Annotated in this window: 4 protein-coding genes and 1 other annotated feature; of the genes, 1 reads left to right on the top strand and 3 read right to left on the bottom strand. The window is 63.0% G+C overall.

The window, feature by feature from the left end; genetic code table 11:
• The 3 genes from CWC60_RS00875 to CWC60_RS00885 all read right to left on the bottom strand — a co-directional run.
• On the bottom strand, nucleotides 1–447 hold a 447-nt coding region (locus CWC60_RS00875; RefSeq protein ID WP_109792172.1), incomplete at its 3' end, for a DUF3489 domain-containing protein.
• A gap of 312 nt (nucleotides 448–759) precedes the next feature.
• Nucleotides 760–2,235 (bottom strand): reverse transcriptase domain-containing protein, encoded by a 1,476-nt coding sequence (locus tag CWC60_RS00880; protein ID WP_109792173.1) that lies wholly within the window; start codon nucleotides 2,233–2,235, stop codon nucleotides 760–762.
• Nucleotides 2,236–2,954: 719 nt separating this feature from the next.
• Nucleotides 2,955–3,980 carry an IS110 family RNA-guided transposase gene (locus CWC60_RS00885; RefSeq protein ID WP_109792174.1) on the bottom strand — a complete coding sequence of 342 codons (1,026 nt, stop codon included), beginning with the start codon at nucleotides 3,978–3,980 and terminating at the stop codon, nucleotides 2,955–2,957.
• Between the two features lie 464 nt (nucleotides 3,981–4,444).
• On the opposite strand from CWC60_RS00885, the gene CWC60_RS00895 reads away from it, so the two are divergent.
• Nucleotides 4,445–5,573, top strand: a protein-coding gene (locus tag CWC60_RS00895; RefSeq protein WP_420891140.1) for an IS3 family transposase whose coding sequence is annotated in 2 segments (ribosomal slippage) — nucleotides 4,445–4,739 and nucleotides 4,739–5,573 — 1,130 coding nt annotated over the 2 segments. Because the reading frame shifts where the segments join, the coding sequence is not laid out codon by codon here. This gene is flagged as partial in the annotation.
• Nucleotides 4,726–4,842 (top strand) — a sequence feature (AL1L pseudoknot). (Overlaps the previous gene by 117 nt.)

Consider the following 5,573-nt stretch of genomic DNA (forward strand, 5'->3'; position numbering starts at 1 on the left):
GCGGAAGCCGGTCAGCACCGCCCGGACGCTGTGCGGCTGCCAGCCGGTGAACTGCACCATCTCTTCGATGTCGGCGCCCTCATCCCGCTGCAGCAGGTCGAGGAGCTGCGCCTGCCGCGTGCCGGGACGGAAGAGCGGCTTCGGGGTGTCATGATTGTCTCCTGCATTCGGGTCCGCGGTCGCCACCTGCGGCGCCGGGTTCTCGTCTTCGCTCTCATTGATCTCGGCCTCGTCCTCTTGCACGACCGCTGCACGGCCGGCCTCGGTAATGGTCCACACATCGTTCGCTGAGCACTGAACAAAGCCGCGGCGGCCGAGGGACCGCAGCACGGCGGTAAGCGCACCGCCCTTCAGTCGCATGTCTTTCGGCAGCGGCAGCACGCAGCCGTCGGTACGGTTGGCGGCGTTGGCGAGGATGGCGATATGCCTGTCATTGAGCCTGGTCATGGTCGGTCTCCGTGGCTTCGTTCCGCGCCGGCACGATGCCGGCGCTGTCACCAGGAGAAGCCCGGACCGCGATGCGGAGGCCGGGCCGGGACCGGCTGCGCACACCTCGGTGCCGCCTGGCCCGACAGCATGCATGCTTCCTTGCCGCACGAAGTCCAATGCAATCCGATAAAGCTGACTGTCAATCAATTGGTCGTAGGTTCGATCCCTACCGCCGGAGCCAAAATAAGCCTTTTAAGGTCAATGTCTTAGAGGGCTTTTTATTCCCGAAAATTCTCGCGCAAGGCGGAAAAGTAAGGCGCGCGTAAGGCTCTACACGGCTTTTTCGGTCTTGGGCTCAGGCCGCTTTGCCACGCGCGAAGTTATCGCCTCCTCTACCCGGCTGCGGACAAATTCTGGGAACCCGCTAGCCTGACGCAGGATTCGGTCACCCTTCAACCCGAACGTGCGCGATGCGCGTTTCAGGTAGGTATAGAAGGTCCAACTGCGGTAGTCGTCGGTCAGCTTCGTCCTCTTCACCCGCGCAAATCGCTGCGAGAAGAGCGAGAAGTCAAACGCACCGATCAACTCAGCCGCGCCGCGCGTCGGGTTTGCAGCTACCAGCTTTGCGGCCTCACTGTTCGCCGCAGTCGCCACTTTCCGGTAGAAGCCCGATATGGTGCTGTCGCGGACATAGACGCGCCGCCCATCATAGCGAAAGCCAAGGTACTCGAAGCCGTTCTTGTTGGGCTCGTCAGGATTTTGTGGGATGTGCTCAAAGTCGAGCCGGTCGCCTGCCTGCCGGAATAGCGCAACGCAGGTCTTTTGCTCTTTTATTTCAAGCTTTGGCCCGTGGCGGCGCATCTCATCAACGGCGAAGGCGATGGCCGCATCTGCCTCACTGCGACCGCCGGGCAGGATCATTAGGATGTCGTCCGAGTACCGCATATAGGTGCCTCGGCGCTCGCGGGCGTAGGCAGCCATCACGGTGTCGAACTCCATTAGGTAAAAGTTGGCGATCAGGTCAGAGATCGGTGCGCCCTGTGGGATGCCATATTCGTTCGGGTTCACGACGACAAGCGACGGGGCCGCGCCAGGTCCCTTGCCGCAAATCTTCTCTTCAAACTCTTGCCGGGAGCACAGCTTCTTCGGCACGTCGCGGTATGGGCGCAGGAAACCTTCGATCCATTGCCCGTTCACGAACTTGGGCCCAAAGAAGCCGAGGCGGCGGAAGACCTCCCGCTGGTCAACGGTGCGGTAGCGGGTGATGTTGCGGTACACCGCATAGTGGTCATCTGGTAGCTCTTCGACGCCCAACAGATCGCACCAGACGCGCTTTATGCGCCCGTGGTCGAGCCGCTCAAAGTATTTGCGAATGTCCAGTGCGACGGCCACGCAGTCCCCGAGGCGGTCAATCTCATCGAAGGCGTCCTTGGCGAAGTCGATGTTACACTTGCCGCCGCCGTTGCCGTTCCTCACCTGCCGGTAGGCAATCGGGCAGCCTGCGATCCCAAGCTCAGCAAGGCGCGCTTCATAGAGTCGGGCCAGCTTGCGTCGGTAGAATGCGAAGATGTAGGCATCACGCCGGGCCCCGTAGCGTATCTCACGTGTCTTGCGCTCTGGCTTGGGTTCACCGTCCAGCCGGTAGGGTTGCCACGACTGCTCATACCGGAAGAACGGGTAGAAGGCCCGGTCTGGCCCGGCCTCAAAGTCGCGCAGCATCTGCCGTATCTTGCGACGAGAGATCGGCGCATCAAAGTGTGGATAGTGTTTCTGGTCCCCCAGCGGGAAGTCGTAGTCGCTATCCAATTCGCCCCCGCGAGTGGGGACGGAGCATCGGGCCAACGCACTAGCCCTTAACACCTCCGCCCCCGCCGTTCTGCGGTGTGCGCTTCGTCATCGACGTGCTCGTGTATACTGCGAGGCAACTGGCAATCTGGTATTGCCGAACTGCCGCAAAGCCGCCCGCGTGGCTGGCGAAGGGAGCCCATATGGTGGAACTCGCAATCTGCTCAGACCTCGAATTTGGCCTTGACAGTATAAACACGAAACTGGTTGCCGCCAATTCGGCACCATACCACATATATTGGCACTGACGGCGCCCAGCACAAGGGGTCCGATGTTCATTTTTCGTTCACCAAGGCTAGGTTTCTGACCTCCCAGCCGACTTATCCTCGGTAAATCAAAAGGTTGGCAGAGATGCAAAAACTTGCTAAACAATTTCGGTCGAGCGAAAAGCGGGCCTTCGGGCTCTGAACCGCCCCGTGTGTGGATGCCCCCTGGGAAGCAAGCGGAATCTGAATCGGGTGAGGTTCGTGCAGTGAGGTGCGGTCGTGTGTCCGGCCTGTTGATGCGGCCGTCATGCGCCGCTGGCCTGTATGGAGATATGCGGATCGCGTCCCTATCGGATTTGCGCGCTCGAAGCGCCCGGCGCGGTTCAGGTTCGCGCGATCCCGTCTCGTCGACTGCAGCCCTTACCTTCTCATTGCCCTGCTTGCACCCCCGGCGTCCCGGCCGCTGATGACCGATCAGGCCACCATTGCCGGATCCCGGTATTCTTCCTGCCGCGTGGACAGCGCCCAGATTGTCCTGGCCATCTTGTTGGCCAAGGCCACGACCACCAGCATGTGCGGCTTCCGCGCCATCATGCGCGCGAGCCACGATCCCGGACGGGCGCCCTTACGCGCCGCCCAGCACACCACGGCCGAGGCACCGATGATGAGGAGCCTGCGGACGTCGCGCTGGCCCATCTTTGATGTGCGCCCGAGCCGTGTCTTGCCGCCGGTCGAATTCTGTCTTGGGGTGAGTCCGACCCAGGCAGCGAAGTCGCGCCCGCTGCGGAATTGGGACATGGACGGACAGAACGCCTTCACCGCCGTCGCGCAGATAGCGCCGACGCCGGGGATCGTCATCAGCCGGGCCAATTCGGGGTCTTTCGGCGCGCGCCGGCGAATCTCCTTTTCCAGCGCATCGATGCGTTCGGTCAGTGCGCCAATCTGCTCCAGCAGCATCCGCGCCAGCGTTCGCACCGTCTCGGGCAGGGCGGACGCATCATCCTCCACCGCCTGCGCGAGCCGCTCCGTGCGGGCGTGCCCCGCCGGCGCCACAATGCCGAACTCGGCAAGATGGCCGCGCAGCGCATTGATCGTCTGGGTGCGCTGGCGTACCCAGAGATCTCGGGTGCGGAAGAGCATTCCGCTGCCCTGCTGTTCAGCGCTCTTCACCGCAACGAAGCGCATCGTCGGTCGCGACGCAGCCTCGGCGATCGCCTCCGCATCGGCAGCATCGTTCTTCTGCCGCTTCACGTACGGCTTGACATAGATCGGCGGGATGAGCCGGACCTCATGGCCGAGTTCCATGATTTCGCGGCCCCAGTGGTGGGCGCTGGCGCAGGCCTCCATCGCGACGACGCATTGCGGCTGCCGCGCGAGGAACTCCAGCAGCTGGTCCCGCGAGACCTTCTTGCGGAACACGACCGAGCCGTCCGCCGCAGCGCCATGGAGTTGGAACGTTCTTTTGGCGAGATCGACGCCGATGATGGTAGTTTCACCCATGGATGCCTCCCTTCGATGTGGCTGCTGACACAACCACTCTGGCACATCACGATGCCGCCGGGCGGGGGCATCCACTCCATCGGATTTGCCGGAGGCTCCAACTCCTGAGAAGAAGGGGCCAGCGTCTTCGGCGATGCGTAAATTATGACCGCGCTACTCGATCGGCTCACTCATCACTGCGATATACACGGATCGCTTTCGTGGTTAGCCTTGAAACACCTTCTCGTTGTGCCAAGCGAGCGCGCTGGGTTCCGGTTGAAAGCGCGGTTCCGCCGGCCGCCCGAGTGGCAAACCATGCAGCTCGTAGTAGTGGCGCCCGTTCTCGAACTCCTCCCGGATCCGCTTGCTGACCTCAAACCGTAGCTCGGGTGTAACAGTTACATAGCCGGCGTCGAAGAGGCTGTGGATGTCTGAACCGCGCCGAGTTTCCCGGAGGCTCCGACTTGTGAGAAGAAGGAGCTGTTATGGGAACACAATCGACACGGTATCCGACGGAGGTTCGCGAGCGGGCGGTCCGTCTGGTTTTGAATCACCAGGGCGAGCACGCCTCGCAATGGGCAGCGATCGACTCGGTCGCGGCGAAGATCGGCTGCACGGGCGAGACGTTACGGCGCTGGGTCCGGCAGGCCGAGCGCGACAGCGGCATGCGGGCTGGTACGACGACCGACGAGCGCGAGCGGATACGGACGCTGGAGCGCGAGGTTCGCGAGCTCAGGCAGGCCAATGAGATCCTGCGCAAGGCGAGCGCCTATTTTGCCCAGGCGGAGCTCGACCGCCCACTGAAGCGATGATCGCGTTTATCGACGATCACCGGGAGGCTCACGGGGTCGAGCCGATCTGCAAGGTGCTGCCGATCGCCCCGTCCACCTACCGTGACCATGTCGCCCGGCGTCGCGACCCTTCTCGGCTGTCCGCTCGGGCGCAGCGGGATGAGGCCTTGAAGGTCGAGATACGGCGCGTGTACGAGGAGAACTTCCGGGTCTACGGCGTGCGCAAGCTGTGGCGGCAGTTGAAGCGTGAAGGCTTCGATGTTGCCCGCTGTACGGTAGCGCGGCTGATGCGCCAGATGGGTCTGGAAGGGGCGATCCGCGGCAAGCGGATAAAAACGACGAGTGGCGACAAGGCGGCGCCTTGCCCGCTCGACCGGGTCAATCGCCAGTTCCGGGCGCCGGCGCCGAACAGGCTGTGGGTCTCCGACTTCACCTACGTGGCGACCTGGGCGGGCTTCGTCTATGCCGCCTTTGTCATCGACGCCTTTGCCCGGCGTATCGTGGGCTGGCGTGTCAGCCGCACGGCCCATGCCGGCTTCGTCCTCGACGCGCTGGAACAGGCTCTTCATGAGCGGCGGCCCGTGCGGAGCAACGGGCTCGTCCACCATAGCGACAGAGGAAGCCAGTACGTCTCGATCAAATACACCGAGCGGCTGGCCGAGGCCGGCGTCGAGCCGTCCGTGGGCAGTGTCGGTGATTCCTACGACAACGCTCTCGCCGAGACGATCAACGGCCTCTACAAGGCCGAGGTCATTCACCCGCGCGGGCCGTGGCGCTCGTTCGAGGCCGTCGAGTTCGCTACCCTCGAATGGGTCGACTGGTT

The sequence above is a fragment of the Minwuia thermotolerans genome (assembly GCF_002924445.1).
Taxonomy (GTDB): Bacteria; Pseudomonadota; Alphaproteobacteria; order Minwuiales; family Minwuiaceae; genus Minwuia; species Minwuia thermotolerans.